This window comes from Streptomyces sp. NPDC050619 (assembly GCF_040654815.1).
Classification (GTDB): Bacteria; Actinomycetota; Actinomycetes; order Streptomycetales; family Streptomycetaceae; genus Streptomyces.
This window is the reverse complement of the sequence record NZ_JBFAIR010000107.1, coordinates 1-3,358: the sequence shown is the minus strand read 5'-3', so window position 1 is coordinate 3,358 and position 3,358 is coordinate 1. Positions and strand designations below refer to the sequence as shown.

Annotated in this window: 1 protein-coding gene; it reads right to left on the bottom strand. The window is 71.0% G+C overall.

Annotated features, from left to right (window positions below; translation table 11 throughout):
* On the bottom strand, positions 1 to 3,358 hold a 3,358-nt coding region (locus tag AB0I77_RS53190), incomplete at both ends, for an amino acid adenylation domain-containing protein (protein WP_363290270.1).

The window sequence follows — 3,358 nt, the reverse complement described above, 5'->3', positions numbered from 1 at the left end:
TCAACCCTGGCACCGAACGCAGCCGGCACCCCGGTCAACAACGCCGACGTCACCGACACCGGCACCCGCACCGACACCCGCCGCACCGACGACTCAACATCCCGCACCGGATCCAACGGCAGCGCCGTCAGCAACGGATCAGAACCCGCCAAAACCGCGGTCCAGGCCTCCAGCTCCGCCACCCGCTCCGCACTCCCAGCCCGCACCACCAACTCCCGCGCCCAATACCGAAACGACGTCCCCACCGGCGCCAGCACCGGCTCCCGACCCGCAGCCAACGCCACACACACCTCGCCCAGATCCGGCAACAACACCCGCCACGACACGGTGTCCACCACCAGGTGATGAACCACGAGCAACAACCGACCCGGCGCGTCCACCCCGGCGTCGAACCACACCGCGTCGAGCATCAGACCGGCGGCCGGATCCAGCCGCCGCGCGGCAGCACGGGCCTGTGTGCCGGTCAGTTCCCGCAGCGCGTCGTCCGCCAGGTCGGTCGCGTCGACCCGGCGTACCCATGCCCGCTCCGGCACCTCCTCCGGCACCTCGAGCCGCGGCTCCGGCCCCGGCACCAAACGCGCACGGAGTACGTCGTGGTGGCCCACCAGCACCCGCACCGCCCGCGCCAGGACATCAAAGTCCAGTCCGGCCGGGGTGCTCACCACTGCCGACTGCACGGCTTCGCCCAACTCGTCGAGGCCGACCCGTTCGATCAGCTCATGCATCACCGGCGTCAGCGGCACCGCACCCACGCCGGACTCGCCGCCCGATACCACACCAGCGCTGTCCACGGCCTCCGCAACCCGCGCCAGACCTGCTGGGCTCCGTTGCTCGAAGACCTGCCGCGAGGAGAACGCCAGCCCTGCCCGCCGAGCGCGCGACACCAGCAGCATCGACATGATCGAGTCGCCGCCCAGCTCGAAGAACGAGTCCTCGGCACCCACCCGCTCGAGCCCGAGCACCTCGGCGAAGAGTTGGCACAGCAGCCCCTCGACCGGCGTCGCCGGTGCCCGGCCGCCGCGCGCCGCACGCTCGGGCGCGGGCAAGCCGGCGCGATCCACTTTGCCGTTGGGGGTGAGCGGCAGCTCGTCCAGTACGACGACGACAGCCGGAACCATGTGCTCCGGTAACCGGGCCGCAGCGAAGTCCAGCAGGGCAGTGGTCTCGATGCCGCCGGCGGCAGTGGGAAGGGCGTAAGCGACGAGCCGGTCGTCGCGGGCGATGACGGTGGCCTGGGCGACGTCGGGGTGGGCGGCGAGGACGGTTTCGATCTCGCCGAGTTCGATGCGGAAGCCGCGGATCTTCACCTGCTCATCCGCGCGGCCCTGGAAGTGCAGCAGCCCGTCGCCACTCCACTTCGCCAGGTCACCGGTGCGGTACATGCGCGCGCCCTCGGCATACGGGCACGCTACGAACCGTTCCGCGGTGAGGTCCCGGCGGCCGAGGTAGCCGCGGGCCAGACCCGGACCGGCCAGATACACCTCGCCGATGACACCGATCGGCACCGGGCGCAGGAAGTCGTCCAGGACGTACGCCTGGGTGTTGGGCAACGGGCGGCCGATCGCCGGCGGCTGATCGTCCGGGCTGATGCCCTCCTCGAGCGCCACAGCCGTAGTCATCACGGTCGCCTCGGTCGGCCCATAGGTGTTCCACAGCCCCGCCTGGCCACGCCACTTGGCGGCCAGGTCGGCGGTCAGGCGCTCGGCACCCAGCACCCAGTTCCGTACCCCCGGGACCGTCTTCGGATCGAGCACGGACAGCAGCGACGGCACCACGCTGGCCACCGTCACCCCGGCCCTGCGGATCATCTCTGCCAGGGCCTGCGGGTCAGTACGCTCCTCACTCGCGGCAATCGCCAAAGTGCCACCCGACGCCAGCGTCACGGCCACATCCAGCACCGAAGCGTCGAAACTGAACGACGCGAACTGCAACGTCACCTCACCCGGCCCCGCACCCAGCACCGGACCCATCGCCTCGACCAGATTGGCCACACCCCGATGCGAGACCGCCACACCCTTGGGGCGGCCCGTGGAGCCGGAGGTGTAGATCACATACGCCAACTGATCGGGATCCACCGGAATATAAAGCGGCGCGTCGGGCTCGGCGGCAAACGCGCCCTCGGCCCTCGCCAACCACTCCGCGTCGATCACCACCGACGCGCCGCTGTCGACCGTCATGAACTCCAGGCGGTCCGCCGGATACTCCGGATCCAACGGCACATACGCACCCCCGGCCCTCCACACCGCCAGCATCGACACCACCATGCCGACACCCCGCGGCAACCGCAGACCCACCCGCGACTCCCTGCGCACACCCTGCCGACGCAGGTAGCGGGCCAGCCGATTCGACCGAACCTCCAGCTCCCCGTACGACAGTTCCTCGGATCCGCAGCGCACCGAGGCCACGTCCGGGGCCCGGACCGCCCACTCCCGGAAGCGCTCCGGCACGGACAGCGGGCCGACCGGCCGGGTGTCGGCGTTCCACTCCCCCACCACCCGCGCCCGCTCATCCGCAGCCAGCAGCTCGATCTCACTCACCCGCACCCGCGGATCCGCCACCACCTGCTCCAGCACCCGCACCAACCGGCCGGTCAACGCCCGGACGGTGTCCTCGTCGAACAGGTCCGGACGGTAGTCGAGCCGAAGGTTCAGGTCGGATGAGTCAACGCCCAGCGCCAGCGCGAAGTTTGTCGACTCCCGCATCCCCGCGCCCGTAACGACCACGGACTCCAGCGATGACGGCACCTCGGGGTCGCCGGGGAAGTTCTCGAACGCCAGCAGCGTGTCGAAGCTCGCGCCCGCCCCCGCCAGCCGCTGGATCTCTGCCAGACCGAGATACTGGTGATCGAGTAACCCCGACTGTTCCGCCTGTAGTTCGGTCAGCAACTGGGCCACCGGCTGCGTGGCCTCAAGCCGCACCCGCACTGGGACCGTGTTGATGAAGAGGCCCAGCATGTCCTCCATGCCCGGCAGCTCCGCCGGCCGCCCCGCGACCGTCGTCCCGAAGACCACGTCACGTCGGCGGGCCAGCTGACCCAGCACGATCGCCCATGCCGCTTGCAGGACGATGTTCACCGTGACGCCCAGCTCACGGGCCAGGTCGCGCACCGCGTCGCTCAGCTCCGCACCCGGCGCCCATGCCACCGATCGGGGCAGCGCGGCCCCGGCATCCACGGCGGCGGGGGCGACCAGGGTTGGTTCGTCGAGCCCGGATAGGGCCTGCGTCCAGGAGGCGCGCGCGGCGTCCTTGTCCTGGCGCGCCAGCCAGGCCAGGTGTTCGCGGTGCGGCGTGACCGCGGGCAGTCCCGCGCCGCTGCCGCCGGCCGCGTACGCGGCCCACACCTCCCGCAGCAGGATCG